Below are 24,272 nucleotides of genomic sequence, written 5' to 3'. Positions count from 1 at the left end.
CGCTGACGCTCCTCGCAATGACGGTGGTTAGGCCATCGCACTATCGCCGATGCGTCGTCCGCGAATTCAATCCCGGGCTCAAAACAAAACGGAGGCCTGAGGGCCTCCGTTTTTTCATTCGCTACCCACTATTCGCCAATCAGCTTACCCCAGCCGTCCCGCCGCGTGCGCGAGCAGGGTGTAGACCAGCCCGGTCTCCGAGGTCAGGTGGCCAGCCAGCTCCTGCTGGCCGCGGCCGTCGCGGGCGACTTCGTCGAGCAGCCGCTCGAACTCCGCGATGTAGCGGTCGACCGTCTGCTTGAAGCCGCGGTCGGCGCGATACTTGCGGGCCACCTCGTCGAATGCCTTCTGGCCGGCCGGCGTGTACAGGCGCTTGGAGAACGCCTTGTTCTCGCCGCGCTGGTAGCGATCCCACATCTCGGCCGCCAGCGTACGGTCCATCAGCCGGCCGATGTCGAGCGACAGCGACTCCAGCGGATTGGCGGCCGGCTGCTGTTGCTGCGGACGCGGGCGCTGCTGCGCGTCGCGGCCCTGCGGGGCAGGCGGCGGTGCGTCGCTGCGGTTGAGCAGGTCGGACAGCCAGCCGTCGCCGTTGTTGTTGGGGCCCGCCGGGCTCACCGACGGGGCCTCGGTGCGGCGCGAGCTCGCCATGCCGAGATCGGGCGGCGGCAGCGTCGAAGCGCTGTTGCCGTTGTCCCGCACGCTGTCCCGCATCCGCACGTCGGCGCGGCCGCCGGCGGCAGCAGCCATCACCGGCTCCTCGTGGCGGACGCTGGCGCGGTTGGTCGAGACCACGTCGAGGCCGCGGCCGTGATGGGCGACGATGCGGTTCAGCTCGGCGAGGGCCTCGATCTGGTCGACGATCACCTTGCGCATCTGCGCGGTGTTTTCGGCGGCCTCCTGCGGCATCTCGAGCACGCCGCGGCGCAGCTCGTTGCGGGTGGCCTCGAGCTCGCCGTGCATCTCGCTCGCCATCTGCTTCATCGCCGTGACCATCGCGGAGAACTTCTCCGTCGATTCCTTGAACATCGCATCGGTCTCGGCGTTGCTCTGCTGGTAGAGTTCGTTCATCGCATCGACGGTCTGCTGACGCTCGTTCTCGGCGGCCTGGCGCACCGCCTCGAACTGCCGGCTGATCGCAGCCGAACCGGCGCCTGCGGTTTCCGCCACCACGCGCGCGATGTCGCGGGCGCGTTCCTCGGCAGCGCCGAGCGATTCATCGAGCAGGCCGGTGAAGCGCGACAGCCGCTGATCGAGATCGGTGGTGCGCAGGTCGATGGTGGTGACCAGCGCTTCCAGCGCCTCCTTGCGCTCGCTGACGGAGGCCGTCGTCGAGCGGTTGGCCTGCTCGACCACGGCAGCCGCGTCGATCAGCGCCTTGCCATGGGTCTCGAACTGGCTCGACAGCGCGCCGAGATCTTCCAGCGCCTTGCCGGTCTTGCTGTTGAACACCGTCAGCTGGTCTTCCAGCGTCTCGGTCGCCACGCCGTTGCGCGAGGTGACGTCGTTCATGGCGGACACGAAGTCGGCCACGCGGGTCACCAGCGCGCGCTCCAGCGAGTTGAGGTTGTCGTGGGCGCCGGTCAGCACTTCCTGCAGCAGGATGTTGCCCTCGCGCAGCCGCTCGAACAGCGCGACCGTATCGGTGCGCAGGATCTTGCTGGTCTCCTGCATCTCCGTGACGGCCGAGATCGAGACCTGGCGCGACTGGTCGATCGCCGCGCGCGAGGCCTGCTCGAGATCCTTGAGCGACTTCGCCACCGCGCCGGTCGCCTGGTCGCCGGCCGAGGTGATGTTGCGCGCGACATCGCCGCCATGCGCCGCCATCGATTGCGAGAAGGCGAGGCCGCGGGTTTCGATCGCCTTCAGGGCGTCGGCCGTGGCGCGATCCATGTCGGCCGAAAGCTGCGTGGTCTTGGCGGTCAGCGCCTCGACCAGCGAGCCGCGGCGGCCGTCGACCATCTGCGACAGACGCTCGGTCTGCTGCTGTACATAGGTGACGATCTCGTCGGTCTTGCCGGTCATCGCCGAGCCGAATGCGCTGGAGGCAGACAGCACCGAACGTTCGATGTCGGCGGAGGTCGTCTTGACCTTGGTCGAGACCTCGTTGGACATGGTGATCAGCGCGGCCTGCGCGTTCTGCGCCGAGGTCTGGATGTTGTCCGTGGTCTTGACCGTGACCGAACCCAGCGCGCGCTCGATATCGGTCGAGAGCGTGCGGATCTGGGCGGCGGCATCGGCCGAGGTCGCCGCGAACGAGCTCTGGGCCTCGCGGGCGCTGCTCAGAATGGTCTGCGCGGTCTCCGCGCTGGTTGTGGTCAGCGAGCGTTCGATCTCGACCGAGATCGCGCGCATCTGGGCTGCCGCCTCGCTCGACGTCGCCACGAACGAGGTCTGGGCGTCGCGGGCGCTGCCGAGGATCGTCTGGGCGGTGTTGGTGCCGACCGACGTCAGGGTGCGCTCGACATCGGCTGCCAGCGACTTGACGTGGTTGGCGGCCTCGGTGGAGGCGTTGACGAGGGTGTTCTGCGCCTCGCGGGCGCCGGCCGTCAGCACCTCGGCGGTGCCGGAACCGGCCATCGACAGCGCACGCTGGATGTCGGAGGCGAGCGCCGACACCTTCGTCGCGGATTCGGTCGATGCGTTGACCAGCATGCTCTGGGCTTCACGCGCACCCGAGGTGATCGATTCCGCGGTGGCGGAGCCGGCCATCGACAGCGAGCGCTCCATGTCGGCGGCCAGCGTGCGGACCAGGTCGGTGGCTTCGGTCGAGGCGCCGGCCAGCGTGCTCTGGGCCTCGCGCGCCGCGGCGACCACGGATTCCGCGGTGGCGGAGCCGGCCATCGAGAGCGAGCGCTCCATGTCTGCGGCCAGCGTGCGGACCAGGTCGGTGGCTTCGGTCGAGGCGCCGGCCAGCGTGCTCTGGGCCTCGCGCGCCGCAGCGACGACGGATTCCGCGGTCGCGGTGCCGGCCATCGACAGTGAGCGCTCGATGTCGGCCGACAGCGTGCGGACCAGATTGGTTGCATCGGTCGAGGCACCGGCCAGGGTGCTCTGGGCCTCGCGGGCGGAGGCGACGATGGCTTCCGCGGTCGCGCTGCCGGCGGTCGACAGCGAGTGCTGCATGTCGGCGGCAAGCGTGCGGACCAGATTGGTGGCTTCGGTGGATGCACCGGCGAGGGTGTTCTGGGCCTCGCGGGCCGAGGCGACGACGGCTTCCGCGGTTGCGGTACCGGCCATCGAGAGCGAGCGCTCGACGTCGCTGGCGAGCGACTTGACCTGGCCGGTGACGTCGCTCGAGGTCGAGATCAGCATGGTCTGAGCGTCGCGAGCACCGGTCATGATCGCTTCGGCGGCGGCGGAGCCGGACATCGACAGCGATGCCTCGACATCGGCGGCCAGCGACTTGACCTGGCTCGCGGCTTCGACCGAGGCAGAGACCAGCGTGGTCTGCGCGTCGCGGGCACCCGACAGCACGGAGGCCGCGGTGGCGCTGCCGGCTGCCTGCAAGGTGCGCTCGACGTCCTCGGACAGCGCTTTGATCTGCGAGGCGACGTCGCCGGAGGCGGAGACCAGCGACACCTGGGCGTCGCGGGCGCTGGTGAGGATCGAGTTGGCGGCGCTGGTGCCGACTGCGGTCAGCACGCCCTCGACCTCGGCCGAACTCAGCTTGAGCTGGTTGCCGACGTCGGCGGAGACCGTGAGCAGGGCCTGCTGCGCGGTGCGCGCGCCGGTCTGGATGGTTTCGCTGGTGTTGACCACGAGGTTGGTCAGCGAGCGCTCGGCGTCCTCGACATGGGACTTGATGCTCGACGACAAGAGCTCGGCGCGGGACATCAGGTCCTCGCTGGCCTGGCGGCCGCTGCTCTCGATGCGGCCGGCAACAGCCTCGACGCGCGAGCCCAAGAGATCCTCGAACTGCGCGACGCGGGTGTCGATGTCGCCGGCGATGACGCCGACGCGGCTCTCGATGCCCTGCTGGATGTCGGCGAAGCGCGCCGAGATGGTGTCGGTCAGGTTCGAGCTATGGCCACTGATGGTATCGACGAGGCGGGTGTTGTGACCGTTGATGGTGTCGGCGAGACGGGTGCTGTGCCCGTTGATGGTGTCGACGAGGCGGAGGCTGTGGCCGTCGATGGTTTCGGTGACGCCATTGATGCGGTGGTCGACCGCGGCGATCGCCTGCACCGTGCCCTCGGTCAGGGTCGTGGTGAGCAGGCCGAGGCGCGAGTCGATCGAGTGGATCGCCTGGGTGGCGCCTTCGGTGAGCTGGGTCGCGAGCGTGCCGAGATGGCCGTCGATGGTGTCGGTGACCGACTTGGCGCGGCTCTCGAAGGTGACCTCAATCGTCTTCATGCGGCCGTCGATCGCGTCGTCGAGCGATTGCAGGCGGCCGTCGAACGAGCCGATCTTGGTGGCGAGCGAACTGTCGAACGACGACAGCTTGTCGTTCAGCGAGGCGTCGAGATTGCTGACGCGGCTGCCCAGCGTCGTCTCGAACTGCAGCAGGCGCTGGTCGAGCGAAGCGGTGATCTCGCCGCTATTGGAGGTGACGCGATGGTCGAAGGTGTCGACATAGGTCTTCAAGCTGTCAGTGATGTCCTGGGTCCGCTGGCCCATGCGCTCGACGATGTCACCGCCGAAGGTCTTCACCGTGCGGTCGAATTCCGAGATGTGACGGGTGATCAGCGCGCCGAGCGTGCCGGAGTCGCGGGCGAATTTCTCGGCGAGCTCGCTGCCGTGGTTCTTCACCAGGTCGTCGAACGCGCTCATCTGCAGCGACAGCGAATCGTGCGCGGTTTCGGTCTGGCCCACCACCTTGGCGACCAGCGAGTTGACGGTGACGTCGAGCGCCTCGCTCGCCCGGTCGCCGGAGTTCATGATCTGGCCGGCGAGGCGGTTGCCGGCGTCGTCGATCTTGCTGACGAGGTCGTTGCTGCGCAGCTCGAGCTCGAGCAGCAGCGAGTCCGCCGAGTTCTTCAGGGAATCGTGCACCTCTTCGGTGCGGTCGGAGATGCCGTCGACGATGGCGGACGAACGCTGCTCGAACTCGCCGGTGATGCGGTCGATGCGCTCGTTCAGCATCTCGTGGACGCGATCGGCCAGATCGACGAACTCGTCATGGACGTGGCCGGTCTTGAAGTTGAGGCTGGTGGTGAGCCGCTCGGAGGCGTCCATCACCGCGCGGGTGGTCTCGGCGCTGGCTTCCTCGAGGCGGTCGAGCAGGTCGCCGCCGCGCTCGCCGAGCGCGAGGATCATGTTGTCGCCGGCATGGCTCAGCGCGGTCGTGATGTGCTGGCCGCGCTCTTCCAGCGCGCCGGTGATGCTCTTGGCGACCTCGTCGACCCGCGAGGCGATCGCGTCGGAAATCAGCGCGATGTCGTGGCGCAGGTCGATCTGCACGCCGGAGATCGCGCTGCGCACCTGTTCGGCCTGGCCGACTAGATTGTCGCGCTGGTGGGCGATGTCCTGCAGCAGCGCGCGGATGCGCACTTCATTGTCGGAGTAGGCGCGTTCCAGCGCTGCAACCTCGTTGGCAACGAGGGTCTCGAGCTCGCCGGCGCGCGCGATCGCGCGCTCGACGCCGTCGCCCATCGCCGCGACTTCGCGGCGGATCGCCTGGCCGACCGTCACCATGGAATCGGCGGCGGCGTTTTCCGGCTCGGAGAAGCGCATCGCGACCTGCGCCATCGATTGCGCGATCATCTGCATGCGCTGACCGTGCGCGGCGAGGCTGGCGAGATAGTAGAACAGCAGAATCGGAACGGCGAACAGCGCGGCGAGGCCGGCGAGCACCAGCACGCCGGTGCCCTGGGCCATCGAAGCCTGCAGGGCCGGCCAGAACGCGATGGTGAGGATCACGCCGCCGAGCAGCCAGGCGCCGGAGCAGACGAAGAACAGCGTGAAGGCGTTGCGCGCGCGCCCTCCCTGCAGCGTCTGCAACATCTGGCCGATGGTCTCGCGATCATCGTTGGCGGCGCGGCGCGGTGCGCGCGTTTCTTCGATCGGCTCGAACACTGCACGATCGGCATTGGTACGCGATTCAAAAGATGTGGCCGAGAAATCGGGAGCGGACGGCGGCAGGTTCGGTGGCGTGGCGCTCTCGTTGAGGGGGCTGCGATTTTCCGCGCCCTGTTCGCTGATGTTGAGGGCCTCCTGGATGGCAGAAAGCGCGACTTCGGTGGGATCTTTGACCTTCTTGGGTGTGTTCGCCATGTTCAGTCTGAGCCCTCTCACTAATTACGCGTCGGCGAGCCTGCGATCGTCCCCACGCATGCTCGAAGCCGGTGCCCACAAGCGGAGCGCAAGCGCGCCCCCTCGGCGGCTTGTCCGCTACATCCGCAAACATCCTATGGGGAGAGTGAAGCGAATGAAATGCTTGCGATTAATACTTTCTTAATCATCGTTAACAGCTTTGCGCCATAAGGTCTTATGGGTACTCGAAATTCCCGCCACGGCGCGTCGATTGTGTCCGGAAATTGTCCAGAATCGGGCGGTTTTGCCGATCATCCCGACAACAATCCGTTAACCAGTTTCGTGATTGGCTGACCCAACGACCCGCCGGCAAGCCCCGGCGGAGACGACAGGGACAGGCCATGCCGCTTCATCTCGAACGGGTTGAATGGACGCAATCGCCACCGCTCGCGCCTGGCGACGGGCCGATCGACGTCGATCACCTCCGGCGCATGACGCTGGGCGACCCGGACCTGGAGCGGGAAGTGCTGGCGATGTTCTCGACCCAGTCGGCCCGGATCCTGGGTCAACTGGCCGCCCTGCCGCCCGAGGCGGCGACCCACGCTCACACCCTGAAAGGGTCGGCGCGGGCGATCGGCGCCTTCGGCGTCGCCGAGGCTGCCGCAAACCTCGAGACTGCACTGACCGGGGGTTCCGATCCGGCCCAGCCGCTTGCGGCGCTCGGTGCGGCGATTGCCGAGGCGCGTACGGCGGTCGAGCTGATTCTGGGCCGCTCATAGGCTTCCGACGTCTCAACGGCCCACCAAAGCGGCCTGGGCGCCCGTCCAGCCCGGCCGGCAGGTTTTCGGTCTCCGCGCTAGCGCTGTGCGGATCGACCCGTTATACGACTGCCCGGGACCTTTCCATCCATCGTCCGGCGCATTCCGGCAGCACGAGCAATCATGGCCAAAATCCACTTTATCGACCATTCCGGCGAGAAACGCACAGTTGAGATCGAGAACGGCGCGACGGTGATGGAAGGCGCGATCCGCAACGCCATTCCCGGCATTGAAGCCGAATGCGGCGGCGCCTGCGCCTGTGCGACCTGCCATGTCTATGTCGATGAAGCGTGGCGCGAGAAGGTCGGTGCGCCGTCGCCGATGGAAGAGGACATGCTGGATTTCGGTTTCGACGTGCGCCCGAATTCGCGGCTGTCCTGCCAGATCAAGGTGACCGACGATCTCGACGGACTGGTCGTGTCGACGCCGGAACGGCAGGCCTGAGGTCTCCTGACTTTCCTTACTCGCCGTCCGGATTGACTCCGCGACGGACCCAGCGGCGGAAGTTCTCCTTGACCTCCGCCGGCAGCGGTGTCGGCCTGCGCGTGGCCTCATCGATCATCACGGTGATCGCCTTCGCCGACGCGACGCATCTCCCTTCCGAGAACACCACCTGATCGAAGGTGGTCGACGTCCGCCCGAACTTGACGAGACCGAGCCCGAGCTCGATCTGACCCGGCCAGTGCAGCTCGGCGCGGAAATGGATGTCGAGGCGCACCATGATCCAGCCGAGCCCGGCCGGCATCAGCCCCATGCTGCGGTCCTTCACCAGCGTGACGCGGCCGGTTTCGAAATAGCTCGCATAGACCGCGTTGTTGACGTGCCCGTTGGGGTCGAGGTCGGCGAAGCGCACATTGTCGGACAGGCGATAGGGAAAGTCTTCCAGGCGCGGCGCATCGTCGGCGCGGACAGGGGCATTCACGAGGGGGATCTCCGTCGGTTTCCCGCCCATACAGCCGAGTTGCGCAGGCTCGGCAAGGGGTTGCCGCGCCAGCCGCTGTCCCTATTATGCATGTCCCGATCCGGCCACACTCGACGGGACAGGCGAAGGCCGTCCAGTCGATCTCAACTGAAAAGAAGCGGACATGAGCGAAGCGATCAAGACCGATGTGCTGATTATTGGCGCGGGCCCCTGCGGACTGTTTGCCGTGTTCGAACTGGGCCTGCTCGACATGAAGGTGCATCTGGTCGACATCCTCGACAAGATCGGCGGGCAGTGCGCCGAGCTTTATCCCGAGAAGCCGATCTACGACATTCCCGGCATTCCCTTCGTCACTGGCCAGGGTCTCACCGATCAACTGCTCGAGCAGATCAAGCCGTTCGGTCCGTCCTTCCACCTCAACGAGATGGTGGAGAGCATCGAGAAGATCGGCGATCCCTTGTTTCGCGTGAAGACCGACGCCGGCAAGGAGTTCGAGGCCAAGGTCGTGGTGATCTCGGCCGGCGGCGGGTCGTTCCAGCCGAAGCGGCCGCCGGTGCCCGGCATCGAGGCCTATGAAGGCACCTCGGTGTTCTATGCCGTGCGCAAGATGGAGCAATTCCGCGACAAGAACATCCTGATCGTCGGCGGCGGCGACTCCGCGCTCGACTGGACGCTCAATCTGCATCCGATCGCCAAGCGCATCACGCTGCTGCACCGGCGCGACGATTTCCGCGCGGCGCCGCACAGCGTCGAGCAGATGCGCACACTGGTCGCCGACGGCAAGATGGATCTCAGGATCGGCCAGGTCACCGGGCTCGAAGGCGCCGAAGGTCAGCTCTCGGGCGCGGCGCTGAAGGGCAATGACAATGCGATGTCGACGATCGCCTGCGATACGATGCTGCCGTTCTTCGGGCTCACCATGAAGCTCGGCCCGGTCGCGAACTGGGGCGTGGCGCTGGAGAACAATCTGGTGCCGGTCGATACCGCGGCGTTCGAGACCAACGTTTCGGGCATCTTCGCGATCGGCGACATCAACACCTATCCGGGCAAGCTGAAGCTCATTCTTTCCGGCTTCCACGAGGGCGCGCTGATGGCGCAGAAGGCGCACCGCTACGTGTATCCGGACAAGCGGCTGGTGTTCCAGTACACAACCTCGTCATCAAGTTTGCAGAAGAAGCTTGGCGTGAACTGATTCCGCTGCAACAGCGACCAATGCCGGAGGCATGGGCCAGTTCCTGCGCGGTTGCGGGTACTGGAACACTTCGTGAAATGGCCGTAGTCTGCAACTACCGGTCTGCCGCTATTCGAGTTTGTCGATCGATCAGGTGATGATGATGCGGAACACGCTGTCGAGACTTCGGCTGATCCTTGCGATCGCCACGGCCTTTGCGCTGGCTGCTCCGCTTGCGGCCTCGGCGGCCGACCCGTCATCGGCCGCCGGCCTCTGGCAGAAGATCGAGGACGGCAAGCCCGAGGGCTGGTTCCTGGTGATCGACCACAACGGCATCTTCGAAGGCGTGATCGCCAAGATGTTTTCCGATCCCGATGATCCGCCGAATCCGGTCTGCTCGAAATGCACCGACGATCGCAAGAACGCGCCGTGGCTTGGCCTGTCGTTCATCCGCGATATGAAGCGCGATGGCCTGAAGTACGAGAACGGCAACGTGCTCGATCCGCGCGACGGCAAGGTCTACAAGGCCAAGATGACCCTGAGCACCGACGGGCAGAAGCTGACCATGCGCGGCTATCTCGGCATCTCGCTGTTTGGCAAGGATGAGGTCTGGACGCGCTTGCCGGACAGTGCGATGGCCCAGCTCGATCCCGCGATCGTCGCCAAATATCTGCCGGCGCAAGCCGCGGCGGCGAAGCCGCCGGTTGCAGCACCCGTGCCTGCCACGAAGCGGCACTAAGCCGATTATCCTCCGGCCTCGATCAAGCTCGCTCGCATTTGCGCGGAGCGAGCGTTCTGCTGCGGCGTGGGCTCATGCCGCGCGGCCCAGTCGGGCACGCACGTCTGGTGATGCGAGGCACGTCGCTGCACCCTCAAAGCCCGGAGCGCCAGGATAGGGCGCCAGTACAAGGAAGGATCGCGTCATCCCGGCTAGCGGCCGCCGGGTCCAAAATCGCTGGTGTGATCCGCCCCACCCATTTCCTTGATGAAGCCGAGCAGGAGCGTGCTGAGCCGAACCGGCTGCTCCTGTTGGATCCAGTGACCGGCGCCGTCGATCAGCTCGATGCCACCCATCCTCGTCGCCGCCTTCGTCCGCATAAGATCGAGCGCGCCCGGCGCCGCATAGGTGCCCCAATCGCTCTTGCCGCCGATGAACAGCGACGGGACATCGATCGTCTTGCCCGAAAACAGGCGCAACTCGGCGTTGAGGTCAGGATCGGAAAAGACGCGATAGGCCTGCAGGGCGCCTTGAAACCCGGTGCGGGCATACTCCTCCGTGTACACGCCAAGCTCCGGCTCGGTGAGCCATTTGCAGGCCAGGACCTCGGCGTTGGACGGTTGGAATGGCGCGACGGTCTGGGACATCGTCTTACCGAGATCCATGACGTAATAGGTGGGCATTTGTGCAAGTTCTGTGGCGGTTGGCGCCTTCAACGGATGCGGCTTGTTTCCCGGCCAGTCGGCGCTCTTGACGTGGAAGAATGCGCGAAGAAACGCGTGTAGACCTTGCGGGGGGTGCCACAGGTCATCGTTGGCCTGCGGTGCGCTCAGGTATTGCTGATAATGCTGTCTCGGCGGATCGAGCGCCGCCAGCGCGGCCGCCAGCTTCTGGTTTTCAGTGTTTGGTTGAACCAACGATGCCTCGCTCTGCGCGGTGTTGAACGGAAACGCCGGCGGGCCGGGGAACGGTGCGCTCATCAGCACCACCGAGGGAAAGACGTCAGGTCGAGCGAGCGCACAATAGGCCGCCACGGGCGAGCCGAAGTCGTGCCCGACGAGCATTGCCGTGCGCCGATACCCCAGCGCCGAAACCAATCCGAGCGCGTCACGCGTCATGTTCAAGAAGCTGAACGGCGCCAGCGGGGCGTCATAGCCGTTCACCCAACCGGTGGTGCGGCCAAAACCCCGCTGGTCGGGCGCCACGACGTGGTAGCCGGCGTCAGCCAGAATTGGGATCAGGTGTCGCCAGCCGTAAGCCAGATCCGGAAAGCCGTGCAGCAGCAGCGCGAGCGGCCGGCCGGAGCTTTCGTAACCGGCCTCGAGAATATGGACATCGAGGCCGTTGACCCCGTGGATCATGCGCGAGCGGACCTCCTTGGGAAGGGTGCTCCCGCCATATGTTGATGTGGTCAAATCGGCTCCTCCCATGGGGTTTGCGTGGGCCGGTCGAAGTGAGGCCGCAACCAGGCTGGCCGCGCCGATCGCCAGGACGGATCGTCGGGACGCCGATGGCTTGAAGCTCGCTGGACTCATGACGAACGCACGTCTTTCTATGGTGATCGCCATAGTATGGCGATCACCATAGTGCCGTCAAGCGAAACGTGTTATGTCCACGGCATGCCTCGTAAGACTGACGCCCGCGCTCGCGCGATTGCCACGGCCGAACGGCTGTTTCGCATCCAGGGCTACACCGCGACCGGATTGACCCAGATCATTGAAGAAAGCGGCGCGCCCAAAGGATCGTTCTACTTTCACTTTCCACGCGGCAAGACACAGCTCGCAGAGGAAGCAATCGATCATTACGTCGCGTGTAGAATTGCTGTGTTGCGGAGTATCTCGGCGGATACGACGGGTGACGCCCTGAATTTCGTTCATCGGATATTCGGCACATTCGCCGCCGAAATGGTCACCTCCGATTTCCAGTACGGATGTCTCATGCAAAATCTGGCGAATGAGCTGCCCGCGCTCGACGCCGAGTTGACCAAACGGGTGGCGCGCGGATTTGTCGATTCGACCGAGATTATCGCGGAGCATTTCAGGGGGTGCGGTTTCGCTCCCGCGCGCGCGTCCTCGACCGCAGCCGCATTGGTCGCCGCTCTCGAAGGCGCGCGAACGATTGCCCGCCTGGAGCGCACGCCGGCGGTCTTTGAGGCGCTGGCGGATGTTAGTCGCCAAAGGTGCCTGTCAGCGGAATGACCGGGGGTTCGCCGCCGCGACAGATCCATGTCGGCTCCTGGCCCGTCGCGACATCTCGCGCTGCCGCATCAGCCTGGTCGTTGTTGGGGAAGGGCGGACGCCGCGCCGTCGGTGTTTATCGGTCCACGGCCTGGTGACCCCGATCCCTACTGTGCATGGGGTTGTTTTCGATGTTTTCGATTCAACCCGGTCTCATCGCGCTTTTAGCGCTGCACCGGTGCTGTCGGCAGCGGTGCCACCGGCTCGGACGTCACTTCGCCCACGCTGGTGTCGAGCTGCAGCACGGCGGCGGCCGCGGGGACTGCGGCATCGGCCATCGCCGCATGGCCTTCGGCGCTCGGATGCACCGCGCCGCCATACACCGCCGACAGGATGCCCCACGTCGCATCGTGGATGTCGCTCGGCTGCATCGAGGACGGCAGCCCCTGCGGGTAGGTCATTGCCGCGAAATAGCTGTCATTGGCGTCGCGGATCCAGCGCGCACGCGGCAGATAGGCGCGGTATTCACCGGCGCTGCGCCCGCATTTCAGCGGCTGGTTGGCGGCGGCGACGATGTCCGACACGAAGCTGTCGCCATTGGCGGCGAAGCAGTCGCGGTCGAACTCCGGATCGGTCGACGCGCGTGCACAGAAGCCGTGGCTCGCAAACGCATCCTGATGCGCATCGACGAAGGTCATGCGGTCGGCCTGCGGATTGCGGCAGATGATGCCGGACTGGCACTGCGCGAGCGCCTTGAGTTGCGGCAGGAACTCGTTCTGCACGAAGCCCGAGACCTCCGCGAGCCGCTTCGGGTCGGCGTTGAAGGAGGGGTGGATGTCGAAGCCGGCGCGGCCGCCGGGACACGGCGCGCCGCCATTGGCCAGCGCCGGATTGGCGTACGCCGTATAGACCACGCGCGAGAGATCACCGCCGACCAGGGGCTTCAGCGCATCGCGCAGCTTGGCGAAACCGGCCGGCAGGTCGCGCGCCAAAGCCGAGCGGGCATCGTCGACGCTGGCCAGCGAGCCGCCGCGGCCGAGCAGCGTGCGTTCGGTCGGCGTGTCGACGATCACGTTGGCGACGAGGCCGGAGAAGTAGATGTCGTTGGCGCCGATCGACAGCAGCACCAGATCGAGCGTGCGATCCGGCTGCCGGCGCTTGGCGGCGGCAAGCGCCGTGCGCAGCTCCGCGATCTGGCCGTTGACGCTGCCCGAGCAGGTGTTGCCGGACTTCGTCGGCAGGCATTCCCGCGCCTGCTGCGAGCCGAGCAGGCCGTCGGCGATGGTGGCGCCGGTGCAGGCCAGCGGCAGATAGGTCACCGCGATGTGCGGATATTGCACGGCGAGCGCGAGCGCCGTGCGGGTCTGGTAGCTGTACAGCGAGCGGTGACAGGCCGAGTTGAGCCACAGCGCGCTCTGGCGCTGCCAGTTGGTCAGGGTATCGGGCGCCTCGCAGGCGCGGCCGCCTTTGTAGCCGGCGCGGCTCGGCCGGTAATATTGCGCACCGCCGAGATAGGAGCGGAAGCAGAAGCCTTCGTCGGACAGTGCGATCGCGCGGTCGGGATTGCCTTCGCCGGACGCGATGCTGTCGCCGAGGCCCGCGATCAGCAAGTCGCGGACCGCGATCTGCGTGGTCACGCGCTGGTTGGCCTCCGAGCCGCTCGCGACGTCGACGGTCGCGATCGTGGTGCGGCCGTAGCGGACCCGCAGATTGACCGGCTCGGCGCAATCGAACGTCTGGGATTGCGGCCCGTCGCCGTCGTCGAACGACCAGGCGCAGGTGGCGCCGACCGGAACCGGGCCGGTGAGCCGCACCACGATCGGGTGATCGATCGGCGTCAGATAGCTTTCCTTGACGTTGTCGCGGGTGCAGGGCTCGCTGACGCGGCCTTGCAGGTCGATGCACAGCCGGTTGACCGTGTTGCGCGCCCAGCCGCGGCCGTCGCTTTGCAGTTCCAGCGCCTGTTCCGAGGCCAGCACGCTGCGGCCGAGCCCGCTTTCGACATGGAGGCGGAAGTCGCGTTCCTCGCGGAACAGGCGGAAGCGGTTGCGGACCTCCCAGGAGATCTGCAGGGAGTTGTCCTGGGCCTCTGCGGCCGATGCGAATACCGCCACGAGCGCGCTGCCGAGCAGCACGCCCGCGACCGTCACACGAAACGAAAATCGAACCAAAAAGCCAATCATGGCGCGGTTTGACGCGAGCGGTACGGCGAAAATAAGAGAAGCGGCTGCGGGGATCGAAAATCCGGGACCGAGCGACCCGGACAATGGCCGATAACGTTGCCTGTTACCGTTTCAGCTGCCTGATCCGCTGCTGCCGGCTTTCGATCGGTTGCCGCACGGTCGCCGAAGCCGTGCAGGCTTGGCTTAATCGCTTTCGTTCCTGCCAGGGCTGCACCACGTTGAGCCACAGCTCGCGCATGCCCATGATCGAGATCGAAATCCCGAACGGGATCAGGAAATAGAGGATACGGAACACCACCAGCGTCGCCAGCAACTGCTCCTTGCTGAACTCCGGCAGCGCCACCAGCATCGCGGCATCGAACACGCCGATCGAGCCGGGCGCGTGGCTGGCAAAGCCGAGCAGCGTCGCCAGGATGAACACGACCGCCAGCGAGACGAAATCGATATGCGGCTCGGTCGGCATCAGCAGGTACATTGCGAGCGCGCAGAAGCCGAGATCGACCACGCCGATCAGGATTTGCAGCAGCGTCAGCTTGGCCGACGGCAGCACCACCTTCCAGCCGTTCTGGCCGAGCTCGCGGCGCTTCTCGCCGGTCAAGAGCCAGACGAAATAGGCGCCGATGCCGGCGAGGCAGCCGAGCGCGATCAGCCGGTTCATGGCCGGCGGCAGCAGGTCCATCGCCGACGCCGCCGCGGGGTGCCAGGCCATGCCGAAGCCGAGCACGAACAAATTGCCGAGCCAGAAGGTCAGGCCCGACAGAAAGCAGATCTTGGCGACGTCGATCGCGGAGAGGCCGTAATCGGAATAGATCCGGAAGCGGATCGCGCCGCCGGTGAAGACGGTCGCGCCGATATTGTGACCGATCGTATAGCTGGTGAAGCTCGACAGCGCTGCGATGCGGTAGGGGACGTGGGTCTTGCCGATCGTGCGCAGCGCGAAGAAGTCATAGAAGGTCAGCGTGCAGAACGCGCCCACCACGCAGAGCGCCGCCAGTGCGATCCGATGCGGCGCGATGTCGGTCAGCGCGGTGAGGATGATCCCGGTATCGACGCCCTTCAGCGTATGCACCAGCGACGTGATCGCGAACGCGATGATCAACACACTCGCGGCGATCCCGAGCCGTTTCCAGCCGATCTTTTCCTTGAAACCACGCCCAAGCGTGGTCAGCAGCCGAAGCATTCATCCTCCCGGCGGGCGGCGATTTCAGTGGGACCCGGTCACGGACGGCGACGGGTGACGGGCAAACGCACCGTACGCGATGACCCATAAGGCAAAACCGATGCGTTGTGCAGCCCTTGACAAGCCAAGGTTCAGCTCCTGTCGAGCGTCATTGTCATACTCGCTACATATGTTCTCGCTCTGCGGAATGTGAGTCGCAGCCATGCCGTCCGTTGCTACGGGACCGCTGCGTGTTCCGCCGTTCCAGGCGGTTTCGCCGGCATTTTTGCCGATTTTGTGATCGTGTCGACGCTGCCGCTGGGCTGTTGGACCAAGACGAATGGACGATATGCATCAGCATGGGGACATCCGGGCCGGTCGTGGCGTTTACCAAAGTGTGAAGTCGACGCGCGCGTGCGCATGATCCGGCTGCGGACCGCGGTTCGGGCCGGAATGAGACGCGTCGGGACGGGTCCGTAGGTCTATTGAGGCAAAACGCCGCGCAAGGTTGCTGCGGCGGCCCGATGGTCGGACCGGCGACGATGTCATACTTCGATCGGCGGCGAAATGTTCTGGCGAAACGAAGTCCTATGTCTCGCATTGGTTGCCGAGAGCGAGGACAAGACCATGCAACAGAGATCCCTGAGCGCTGGACGCATGCCGGAGCAGCGCGCGGCGGCGCATCCCCAGTCGAGCGGACTTGCGGCGACGTTGACGCTCGCCGCGATGAGCCTCGGTTACGGCGTCGTGCAGCTCGACGTCACCATCGTCAACACGGCGCTCAATGCCATCGGCGGCTCGCTCGGCGGCGGCGTTGCCGAGCTGCAATGGGTGGTCAGCGCCTACACGATCGCGTTTGCCGCCTTCATCCTGACCGCGGGCGCGCTCGGCGACCGGATCGGCGCCAAGCGCATCTTCATGGCCGGCTTTGCGATCTTCACGGCGGCGTCGGTCGCCTGCGCGGTCGCGCCTGACGCCGTGACGCTGATCGCCGCGCGCTGCGTGCAGGGGCTGGCGGCGGCCATCCTGGTGCCGAACTCGCTCGCGCTGCTGCGCCATGCCTATGCCGACGAGAAGGCGCGCGGACGTGCGGTCGGCGTCTGGGCCGCAGGCGCGAGCCTGGCGCTGACCGCGGGTCCGTTCGTCGGCGGTGGACTGATCACGCTGGTCGGCTGGCGCGCGATCTTCCTGGTCAATCTGCCGATCGGCCTAGCCGGTCTCTGGCTGGCCTGGCGCTTTGCCGGCGAAACCACGCGCCATCAGCAGCACCGGCTCGATCTGCCGGGCCAGCTTGCGGCGATCGCCGCGCTGGGCACGCTGGCCGGCGCGCTCATCGAGGGCGGCGCGCTCGGCTGGAGCAGCCCGTTCGTGGTCGCGGGCTTCGCGCTCGCCGCCATCTTCTCCGTGCTGTTCATCTGGCATGAGGCCCGCGCGCCGCAGCCGATGCTGCCGCTCTCGCTGTTCAGTCACAGGATGTTCGCGCTGACCTCGCTGGTCGGCCTTCTGGTCAACGTCGCGTTCTACGGCCTGATCTTCGTGCTCAGCCTCTACTTCCAGCAAGTCAACGGGCTGTCGGCGTTCGCAACCGGCCTCGCGTTCGTGCCGATGCTCGGCGCGGTGCTGCCCGCCAATTTGATCGCGCCGCGTGTCGCGGAGCGGTTCGGCGCGCCGGCGGCGATCGCGCTTGGTGCCGCGCTCTCGGCGGTCGGGTGCCTGGCACTGCTGTTCATCGGCCCCACCACGAGCTATCCCGCGATCTGCCTGCAACTGCTGGCGATCAGCGGCGGCCTCGGCCTGCTGGTGCCGCCCCTGACGTCAACGCTGCTCGGCAGTGCCGAGCCGCAGCATGCCGGCATCGCGGCCGGGGTGCTGAATGCGACAAGGCAGACCGGCAGCGTGCTTGGTGTCGCGCTGTTCGGATCGATGGTCAGCCGATCCGCGGCCTTCATCGCGGGCCTGCATGCGGCCCTGGTGATCTCCGCAGGCGTGTTGCTCGCGGCCGCGGCACTGATCTGGATCGGCTCATCGTCACGGGCGCGGCAATGAGAGACCGCGAACGCGAAATTGCATCGGTGCCTGCGTGAGCAAATCACACAGGTACCCGGGCTTTTCGATGGGATTTCGGCTGTGCATTCAAGGCTTCTTCACCATTCGTGGAACCTTGCTGCGGTGCAGTTACCGTTCGTACACGAATAGGCTTGCTTTTATAGGTCCATAACGGGGGCCTATATGTATCGCGTTCTAACCTGTCTCACTTTGGAGCATGACTGGCGGCTTGTCGTCCTTGGCGGGGTGATCTGCCTGCTCGCCAGTGCGGTCGCGATCAGCCTGTTTCACCGTGCCCGCGCCGCAGAGGGCCGCGCCCGCGAGATCTGGATCGGTCTCGATGCGGCCGTCGGCGGCTGCGGGATCTGGGCCACCCATTTCGTCGCCATGCTGGCGTACGATCCCGGCATCGAGGCCGGATACAGCATTCCGATCACGCTGCTCTCGCTGGTGCTCGCAGTTGCGATCCTGGCGGTTGGATTGGCCGTCGCAACGCTCGACCAACGCTGGTGGACGATCGCAGCCGGTGGCGCAATCGTCGGCGCCGGTGTCGCGGCGATGCATTACACCGGGATGCTGGGGCTCGAGCTGCCGGCGCGCGTCGTCTGGTCGCCCGGCATCGTGGCGGCGTCGATCATCTTCGGAAGCCTGTTCGGCGCCGTCGCGCTCGTGGTTGCCGCGCGTGGCGAGCGTTTTGGCACCACCGCCGCCGCGACCGCTCTGCTGACGGTTGCGATCGTCTCGCATCATTTCACCGCGATGGGCGCGGTGACGCTGGTCCCGGATCCGACCATCGTCCCCGACGGACTGACGGTCTCGCCGCGCGTGCTCTCGTTCATGACCGCGGTTGCGGCGTTCGCGATCCTCGGCCTCTCGCTGATCGCCTCCATCCTCGATCGCCGCGCCAAGACCGAGCTCCACAAGCAGAAAATGGTGCTCGATACCGCGCTTGAAAACATGTCACAGGGCCTGTGCATGTTCGACGCCGACGGCCGCATCATGCTGTTCAACGAGCGCTACAGCGAGATCATGGGGCGCGGTCGGGTGCCCCTGCAGGGACGCCTGCTGATCGACGTCCTGCAGGACTTGCATTCCATTGGCGAGTGGGACGGCGATCCCACGGAGTTCTGCCATGCGCTCGTCGCCGAGGCCAAGGCCGGCAACAGCGCGACGCGGATCGTCAGCCGCAATGAGCGCGCGATCCGTGTCGTCGATCAGCCGATGAAGGGCGGCGGCTGGGTCGCGACCTTCGAAGACATCACCGAATGGCAGCAGGCGCAGGAACAGATCTCACACATGGCGCGGCATGACGCGCTGACCAATTTGCCGAACCGGACGCTGTTCCGTGAGCAGCTTGAGAAGGCCTCCCGGCTCGCCAAGCGCTCCGACCAGCTCGCCGTGCTCTGTCTCGATCTCGATCATTTCAAGGAAATCAACGACACGCTCGGACATCCGATCGGCGACGCGCTGCTGCGCGAAGTCGCGCGCCGGCTCGGCGAGTGCGTGACCGAGCACGACACCGTGGCGCGACTCGGCGGCGACGAATTCGCCATCGTGCAGTTCTGCAGCAATTGCGAACCATCCGTCGTGTCGTCGCTGGCCAGTTGCGTGGTCGAGCGGATCGCCGCGCCCTACGAGATCGGCGGCCATCAGCTCGTGATCGGCGTCAGCATCGGCATCTCGCTGGCGCCCGAAGACGGCAAGGATCCCGACGAACTGCTGCAAAAGGCCGATCTGGCGCTGTACCGAGCCAAGGCCGACGGCCGCGGCACCTACCGGTTCTTCGAGACCGGGATGGATGCGCGTGCGCAGGCACGCCGGCTGCTGGAGCGTGACCTGCGGCTCGCGCTCGAGCGCGACGAGTTCGAGGTCTATTACCAGCCGATCCGTGACGTCGAGGGCGATCGGGTCGTCGCCTTCGAGGCGCTGGCGCGCTGGAATCACGCGCAGCGCGGGCTGATCGCACCCAACAATTTCATCCCTGTCGCCGAGGAAACCGGACTGATCGTCCCGCTCGGCGAGGTCGTGCTGCGCAAGGCCTGTGTCGAGGCCGCAAGGTGGCCCGCTGATATCGCGGTTGCCGTCAACCTGTCTCCGGTGCAGTTCAAGAATCCGAACCTGGTGTCGTCGGTGAAGGCGGCGCTGGACGCGTCAGGCCTGTCGGCGGACCGGCTCGAGCTCGAGATCACCGAATCGGTGCTGTTGCAGAACAGCGAGGCGACGCTTGCGGTGCTGCATGAGCTGCGTGGTTTCGGCGTCCGCATCTCGCTCGACGATTTCGGCACCGGCTATTCCTCGCTGAGCTATCTGCGCAGCTTCCCGTTCGACAAGATCAAGATCGACCGTTCGTTCGTCACCGACCTTGCGACGCGCGAGGATTCGATGGCGATCGTGCGCGCGGTCACTGGTCTCGGCAAGAGCCTCGGCATCGTCACCACGGCCGAGGGCGTCGAGACCGATACCCAGTTCGACCTGCTGCGGCAGGAGGGCTGCACGCAGGCGCAGGGCTATCTGTTCAGCCCGCCGCGGCCAGCAGCTGACGTCATCAAGATGTTGCACCGGATGCCGGAACGGTCGGTGGCCTGATTGAACCGGCGTCCGCTTCGCTCGAAAACGCTCTAGCGCGAGATGAGATTCGACAGCGGAGGTTCATCTCTCCCTTGGGAGAGGTGAAGTGTGCGTGGCCGAACCGATTCGATTCTAACTCATCTAGCTCTTGCGCAGGGCAAAATAGGCGCCGCAAAACGCCATCACGGCGCCGAGGCACAGAGCGGCGAGGCCGGCGAGCACGGCGGAGATGGTCGACACCGTGCTCGGCGCCGAAGCGGCCTGGCCGGCGCCGGCCAGCATCAGCACGCCGACGACGATCAGGAACTGCCGCATCCGTTGCGGGATCTGGCCGGCCACTGCGCTGTGCATCAGATTGGCGGTGAAGTAGCCGCCCGAGAACCCGACGGTCGCGATCAGCCACCATGCAATCGCTGCGCCCGCCGGCATGAACTCGCGGGTATCCGAGCGCCACAGGCCGCCGAGATCGAGCCCGTAGCGCGCGCCGAGCATGTGCACGGCAAGCGCCAGCAGCACGCCTGAAATCATCGCGCCGCCGAGGATGAGGTAACGCGGAAAATAGGTCGTCTCGGGCATGGCTCGCTTGTAGGATGAGTGCGATGTCCCGCGCAAGCGCGTGGATGGATTTGAACAGGTGGAACGGCGGATTGCCAACAACGTTGCAGGAACTGCCGGAGACAGGCGAGGCGCAGCCGTACGCTATGCCTACAAGGCCTCCCTGATCGGCTCGGCGCACCAGTTCGAACTGACCGAGGACGGGCTGTCGTGGCGGATCGCCGGCCGGTCGGGCGTGTGGGATTACGCCGACATCTCCGCGGTGAAGCTGTCCTATCGCCCGGTCTCGATGCAGCAGCAGCGGTTTCGCGCCGATATCGACAACACCAAGGGCGGGCGGATCGCGATCCTCTCGACCACCTGGCAGACCGCCACGCTGGTGGCGCCGCAGGGGCATCTCTACCGCGACTTCATCGTCGAGCTGCATCGCCGGATGCAGGCGGCGGGCAGCACGGCGAGGCTGGTCGGAGGTCTCGGGCCGAAGACCTACACCGCGGCGCTGGCCGTGCTGGCCTGGCTTGCGGTGGCCATGTTCGGATTGCTCGTCATGGCGCTCATGACATCCAACTGGATGGGCGCGTTGTTCCTGCTCGGCTTCGCGGCGCTGTTCGCCTGGCAGGTCGGCGGCTTCGTCACGCGCAACCGGCCGCGGCGCTACAGCTTCGATCAGCTGCCTGATGCGCTGCTGCCGAAAGCGGATCGCAACCAAGCGCAATGAAATGTGACTTCGTGCACCGGCCTGCGCGCGGCATCGTCGCCGCGGTGTGGTGGTCGGGGAGAGCAGGGGCATGGACGATCGAAGCTTGCGGATCCCGTCTGACGACGAGATCGCCGCGATCAATGCGCAGCACCTGATCGAGACGCCGCTCAAGCCCGCCGATCTGCTGTTCGTGTTCGGCACGCGCGGGGAGGTTGCCGAGCGGGTCGATGCCGCGGTCCGGCTCTGGCGCGACGGCCTTGCGCGCTGGTCGATCGTGAGCGGCGGCATCACGCCGGGCGATGACCGCTCGGAATGCGAGATCATCAAGGCTGCGATGGTGGTGCGCGGCATGCCGGCCGAGCGGATCCTCGAGGAGCATCGCGCGCAGAACACTGGCGAGAACGTGATCTTCTCGCTGCCGGTGATCGACGCGGCGCTGGGGCTCGCCAATATCAGCAGCGTGATCTGCCTCGGCAACAGCTGGACCGCGCGGCGCTATCCGATGACGCTGCACCGGCACTGGCCGGAGGTCGAGAAGATGCTGGTGACGGTGGACAGTTTCGCGGTCTCCCGCGCACGCTGGCACACCGTTCCCGAGTTTCGCCGCCGCGTCCTGAGCGAGTGGGACAAGATCGAACCGTATTTGGCGAGGGGATTCATCGCGGAGTGGCCGGCGGCCTGAAGGGCGAATCGATGCTGGCCGGACTGTAAGCGGGCTGTAAGCAACACGCTGTAACATTGGCGTCTGATTTGCTTTCGCTGGAGTGTCAGATGACAATCCGGACCCCCTTTCTGGCGCTATGCCTCGCGCTCTTGAGCATGCCCCCGGCTCTTTCCAAGGGCAGCGTCGGCAACAAGCATGATCCGCTGGATCACAATCACATCGACGATCTGCCGCTCGATGTCCGGCAATACGTTGCCGGAATCTGCAAGGGCACGCCGGTCGCGCAGCACGACTTCGCGACCTATTCGCCGCAAGAGAAGCGCTGGCGGATCAACCTCGAATATCTGCAATGCGGCGTGGTCGGGGAATATCGCCGGGGCAACCAATGCCTGGATGTGGACTTCGTCGCCGAGGGCACGCATTTTCGTCTCGCCAGAAAGACGTATGCGGCCTGCGGCTTTTGATGCCCTGGCGCTCCGGCCAGCCGGCGTGACAACGCGGTGTCACTCGGTCGAGTCGAAATCCTCTTCGGTCGCGCTCAGCATTCCCGCCAGCGTCCGCAGGCCGAGCTCGAGCTGCTCCATCGGCGGCGCGGCAAGCGCGAGCCGCACCGCGTTGGGCGCGTGCCCCGGCGTGGCGGCGAAGGTGGTCGACGGCGTCAGCGCGATGTCGCGGCGCGCCGCGGCCGCGACCAGGGTCTGCGAGCGCCAGTGCGGCGGCAGGGTTAGCCACAAATGATATGACTTCGGGTTGGTCTGGATCTCGAAATCAGCCAGATGCTTCGCCGCGATCTGCTGGCGGCGTCCGGCGTCGATCCGCTTCAGCCGTGACAATTCGGCGGCGGTGCCGTCGGCCATCAGCCGCTGCCCCGCGGCGAAGGCGTAGCCCGACGCGGTCCAGCCGCCCGAGCGTACCGCGGCCATGATGTTCTCGCGCAGCCGTGGCGGCGAGACGATGAAGCCGAGCGCGAGGCCCGGCGCCACCTTCTTCGACAGGCTGTCGAGCACGATGCAGCTGTCGGGCGCGAGCGCGGCCAGCGGCACCTGGTCGTCGAGGAAGCCGTAGACGCCATCCTCGATGACGACGAGGCCGAGTTTCTCCACCACGCGCAACAGCTCGGCGCGGCGCTCGGCCGGCATGGTGATGCTAAGCGGGTTCTGGATCGTGGGCTGGACGTAGATCGCGGACAGATGGGCCTCGCGGTGCGCCTTCTGCACCGCGTCGGGGCGCACGCCGAGCTCGTCCATCGCGAGCGGCACCAGCGAGATGCCGAGCCGCGCGGCGATGCCCTTGACGAACGGATAGGTCAGCGCCTCCACGCCGCAGCGGCCGCCCGGTGGCACCACGGCGGCAAGCGCCGCGGCGATGCATTGCCGGCCATTGGCGGTGAACACGATCTGGTCGGGATTCGGCGTCCAGCTCTTGCGCGCCAGGAATTCCGAGGAGATCGTGCGCGCCGCCCGCGTGCCGAAGCTCGTCGCCGGCCGCAGTGCGCCCTCGAGCACTTCGGGCCGCTCCAGCCCTTCGAGGCTCTTGGCGATCATCGTCGCCTGGTGCGGCAGCAGCGGATAGTTGAATTCGAGGTCGATGCGGGCGCCGCGCGGCTCGGTCGGGGCGGCGATGCCGCGCCGCGCCTCGCCGGACACGAAGGTACCGCGGCCGACTTCGCCGACCACCAGCCCGCGCCGCAACAGCTCGGTGTAGACCCGGCTCGCGGTCGAGACCGCGATGTTGCGGTCATAGGCGAAATGGCGCTGCGGCGGCAGCCGGTCGCCGGCCTTCAGCGCGCCGCTGGCGATCTCGGCGGCCACCGCATCCGCCAGCTTCAGATATTCGAACCTCGACATTATTGCACCGAGAGCAATGTTTTACTTGCTCCGAGCAATGTACCGGATCATTTAAGAGGGAACAAGCCCATGATTGCACCGAGGAGCGCGCAAGCAATCCGAGGTTTTGACGGCGCAGGTGTCGAAACGGCATTTGCGTCAACGGCATAGCCTTGCCGTGTGGGCATCGAAGGAGATGACAATGACGACGATATCCTCAGCCGCCGCGTCGCCCGCGCGGTCCAGTATGTTGGGCGGATTGCTCCGATTGATCCGAGATTGGGGCGACGCCCTGGCGACCTATTGGGTGCGCCGCGAGGCGATCAAGACACTGCGCCAGCTCGATGATCGCGCCCTGCGCGATATCGGGCTCTCGCGCTGCCATATCGAGACCGCCGTCACCGGCGATCACGACCTGGAGCTGGTGCGGATCCGTTGAACTGACCCATGCAGCGAGGGGCCGGGCGAGGCGGCGCTTCCGCAGCCGCCGGCTCCTTTGCATGGGGTTGTTTTCGATATTTCGGCAGCGCGCCCCTGTTGCGGTCGTTGAGCGCGGTGTGGCTGAACCAA

18 protein-coding genes are annotated in these 24,272 nt (G+C 66.1%); 11 read left to right on the top strand and 7 right to left on the bottom strand.

Features of this window, described 5'->3' with window-relative positions; genetic code table 11:
• Window positions 1-144 precede the first annotated feature (144 nt).
• Window positions 145-6,216, bottom strand: a complete 6,072-nt coding sequence (locus BI327_RS06170; protein WP_076858817.1) for an apolipoprotein A-IV repeat region-like domain-containing protein — start codon at window positions 6,214-6,216, stop codon at window positions 145-147.
• Between the two features lie 380 nt (window positions 6,217-6,596).
• Here BI327_RS06170 and BI327_RS06165 point away from each other — a divergent pair, with 380 nt between their 5' ends.
• Together BI327_RS06165 and BI327_RS06160 are read left to right on the top strand one after the other, a co-directional pair.
• Window positions 6,597-6,974, top strand: a complete 378-nt coding sequence (locus BI327_RS06165; RefSeq protein ID WP_076858816.1) for an Hpt domain-containing protein — start codon at window positions 6,597-6,599, stop codon at window positions 6,972-6,974.
• A gap of 162 nt (window positions 6,975-7,136) precedes the next feature.
• Window positions 7,137-7,457 carry a 2Fe-2S iron-sulfur cluster-binding protein gene (locus BI327_RS06160; RefSeq protein WP_018272592.1) on the top strand — a complete coding sequence of 107 codons (321 nt, stop codon included), beginning with the start codon at window positions 7,137-7,139 and terminating at the stop codon, window positions 7,455-7,457.
• Between the two features lie 16 nt (window positions 7,458-7,473).
• Here the strand turns inward: BI327_RS06160 and BI327_RS06155 are convergent, their stop codons facing one another.
• Entirely contained in the window at window positions 7,474-7,935 is a 462-nt protein-coding gene (locus BI327_RS06155; protein WP_024585034.1) for an acyl-CoA thioesterase, read from the bottom strand.
• 163 nt (window positions 7,936-8,098) lie between these two features.
• Here BI327_RS06155 and BI327_RS06150 point away from each other — a divergent pair, with 163 nt between their 5' ends.
• Together BI327_RS06150 and BI327_RS06145 are read left to right on the top strand one after the other, a co-directional pair.
• Window positions 8,099-9,127, top strand: coding sequence for an NAD(P)/FAD-dependent oxidoreductase (locus tag BI327_RS06150; RefSeq protein WP_076858815.1), 1,029 nt, complete (start codon window positions 8,099-8,101; stop codon window positions 9,125-9,127).
• A gap of 142 nt (window positions 9,128-9,269) precedes the next feature.
• Entirely contained in the window at window positions 9,270-9,845 is a 576-nt protein-coding gene (locus BI327_RS06145; protein ID WP_076859270.1) for a DUF2147 domain-containing protein, read from the top strand.
• Between the two features lie 191 nt (window positions 9,846-10,036).
• Here the strand turns inward: BI327_RS06145 and BI327_RS06140 are convergent, their stop codons facing one another.
• Entirely contained in the window at window positions 10,037-11,239 is a 1,203-nt protein-coding gene (locus tag BI327_RS06140; protein ID WP_245334722.1) for an alpha/beta fold hydrolase, read from the bottom strand.
• A gap of 204 nt (window positions 11,240-11,443) precedes the next feature.
• On the opposite strand from BI327_RS06140, the gene BI327_RS06135 reads away from it, so the two are divergent.
• Window positions 11,444-12,022: a TetR/AcrR family transcriptional regulator gene (locus tag BI327_RS06135; RefSeq protein ID WP_210191179.1), complete on the top strand. Its 579-nt coding sequence runs from the start codon at window positions 11,444-11,446 to the stop codon at window positions 12,020-12,022.
• A 203-nt stretch (window positions 12,023-12,225) separates the two neighbouring features.
• On the opposite strand, the gene BI327_RS06130 is transcribed toward BI327_RS06135, so the two are convergent.
• Entirely contained in the window at window positions 12,226-14,184 is a 1,959-nt protein-coding gene (locus BI327_RS06130; RefSeq protein ID WP_076858812.1) for a hypothetical protein, read from the bottom strand.
• A 103-nt stretch (window positions 14,185-14,287) separates the two neighbouring features.
• Window positions 14,288-15,364: a lysylphosphatidylglycerol synthase transmembrane domain-containing protein gene (locus BI327_RS06125; protein ID WP_076858811.1), complete on the bottom strand. Its 1,077-nt coding sequence runs from the start codon at window positions 15,362-15,364 to the stop codon at window positions 14,288-14,290.
• 636 nt (window positions 15,365-16,000) lie between these two features.
• Here BI327_RS06125 and BI327_RS06120 point away from each other — a divergent pair.
• Window positions 16,001-17,389, top strand: a complete 1,389-nt coding sequence (locus BI327_RS06120; RefSeq protein ID WP_076858810.1) for an MFS transporter — start codon at window positions 16,001-16,003, stop codon at window positions 17,387-17,389.
• Window positions 17,390-17,572: 183 nt separating this feature from the next.
• A complete protein-coding gene (locus tag BI327_RS06115; RefSeq protein WP_076858809.1) occupies window positions 17,573-19,975 on the top strand; it encodes an EAL domain-containing protein in 2,403 nt (800 codons plus the stop codon).
• Between the two features lie 123 nt (window positions 19,976-20,098).
• Here the strand turns inward: BI327_RS06115 and BI327_RS06110 are convergent, their stop codons facing one another.
• Window positions 20,099-20,533: a hypothetical protein gene (locus BI327_RS06110; protein ID WP_076858808.1), complete on the bottom strand. Its 435-nt coding sequence runs from the start codon at window positions 20,531-20,533 to the stop codon at window positions 20,099-20,101.
• A 70-nt stretch (window positions 20,534-20,603) separates the two neighbouring features.
• Here BI327_RS06110 and BI327_RS06105 point away from each other — a divergent pair, with 70 nt between their 5' ends.
• From BI327_RS06105 to BI327_RS06095, 3 genes are all read left to right on the top strand, one after another.
• Window positions 20,604-21,230, top strand: coding sequence for a hypothetical protein (locus tag BI327_RS06105; protein ID WP_076859268.1), 627 nt, complete (start codon window positions 20,604-20,606; stop codon window positions 21,228-21,230).
• 70 nt (window positions 21,231-21,300) lie between these two features.
• Window positions 21,301-21,894: a YdcF family protein gene (locus BI327_RS06100; protein ID WP_076859266.1), complete on the top strand. Its 594-nt coding sequence runs from the start codon at window positions 21,301-21,303 to the stop codon at window positions 21,892-21,894.
• Between the two features lie 89 nt (window positions 21,895-21,983).
• Window positions 21,984-22,340 carry a hypothetical protein gene (locus BI327_RS06095; RefSeq protein ID WP_076858807.1) on the top strand — a complete coding sequence of 119 codons (357 nt, stop codon included), beginning with the start codon at window positions 21,984-21,986 and terminating at the stop codon, window positions 22,338-22,340.
• A 39-nt stretch (window positions 22,341-22,379) separates the two neighbouring features.
• Here BI327_RS06095 and BI327_RS06090 read toward each other — a convergent pair whose 3' ends face one another.
• A complete protein-coding gene (locus BI327_RS06090; RefSeq protein ID WP_076858806.1) occupies window positions 22,380-23,723 on the bottom strand; it encodes an aminotransferase-like domain-containing protein in 1,344 nt (447 codons plus the stop codon).
• 181 nt (window positions 23,724-23,904) lie between these two features.
• On the opposite strand from BI327_RS06090, the gene BI327_RS06085 reads away from it, so the two are divergent.
• Window positions 23,905-24,141 carry a DUF1127 domain-containing protein gene (locus BI327_RS06085; protein WP_076858805.1) on the top strand — a complete coding sequence of 79 codons (237 nt, stop codon included), beginning with the start codon at window positions 23,905-23,907 and terminating at the stop codon, window positions 24,139-24,141.
• The last annotated feature ends 131 nt before the right edge of the window (window positions 24,142-24,272 follow it).

The organism is Bradyrhizobium mercantei (assembly GCF_001982635.1).
Classification (GTDB): Bacteria; Pseudomonadota; Alphaproteobacteria; order Rhizobiales; family Xanthobacteraceae; genus Bradyrhizobium; species Bradyrhizobium mercantei.
The sequence above is the reverse complement of the archived record's forward strand: the minus strand, read 5'-3'. Positions and strand labels throughout refer to the sequence as shown.